Raw genomic sequence first — 285 nt, forward strand, 5'->3', positions numbered from 1 at the left:
TGGACCAGCGCATCGTCGCCACGCTCGCCGGCTGCGACTGGGTGCGCAATGCTCAGAACCTGATCCTGACCGGCCCCACCGGCGCGGGCAAGACGTGGCTCGCTTGCGCGTTCGGCCAGCAGGCGTGCCGGCAGGGCTTCTCCGTGTTCTATGTGCGCGTCGCGCGGCTGTTCGAAGAGCTGAAAATCGCGCACGGCGACGGCAGCTTCACACGTCGGCTTGCGCAACTCGCGAAGATTGATGTGCTGATCCTCGACGATTGGGGCTTGCAGGATCTCGACCAGG

1 pseudogene is annotated in these 285 nt (G+C 65.6%); it reads left to right on the forward strand.

Going from position 1 to position 285, the window contains the following annotated elements:
- A pseudogene (gene istB / locus ACLI50_RS22600) lies at nt 1–285 on the forward strand (IS21-like element IS408 family helper ATPase IstB); the annotation flags it as partial.

It is taken from the genome of Chryseobacterium cupriresistens, assembly GCF_046614675.1.
Lineage (GTDB): Bacteria > Bacteroidota > Bacteroidia > Flavobacteriales > Weeksellaceae > Chryseobacterium > Chryseobacterium cupriresistens.